This is a genomic window from Bradyrhizobium sp. Kon69 (assembly GCF_055807515.1).
In genome coordinates this window covers 1-273 of record NZ_JBVVOS010000346.1, presented here as the reverse complement: position 1 = coordinate 273, position 273 = coordinate 1, and the positions used below count along the sequence as shown (strand labels likewise).

General features: G+C 62.6%; 1 protein-coding gene. It reads left to right on the top strand.

The window, feature by feature from the left end; genetic code table 11:
* Positions 1 to 273, top strand: a 273-nt coding sequence (locus AC0L3U_RS39410; protein ID WP_473365123.1) for a proline dehydrogenase family protein, incomplete at both ends; no start/stop codon positions are given.

Here is a 273-nt window from a genome sequence, read left to right as displayed (position 1 = left end):
GTACGAACAAGCCATTCACTCCATCGGCAAAGCCTCCCACGGCCGTGGGATCTATGAGGGCCCAGGCATCTCCATCAAGCTCTCCGCCCTGCACCCGCGCTACAGCCGCGCGCAGTACGAGCGCGTGATGGACGAACTGTACCCGCGCCTGTTGTCGCTGACCCTGCTGGCCAAGCAATACGACATCGGCCTGAACATCGACGCTGAAGAAGCCGACCGCCTCGAATTGTCCCTGGACCTGCTCGAGCGCCTGTGCTTCGAGCCGCAACTGAC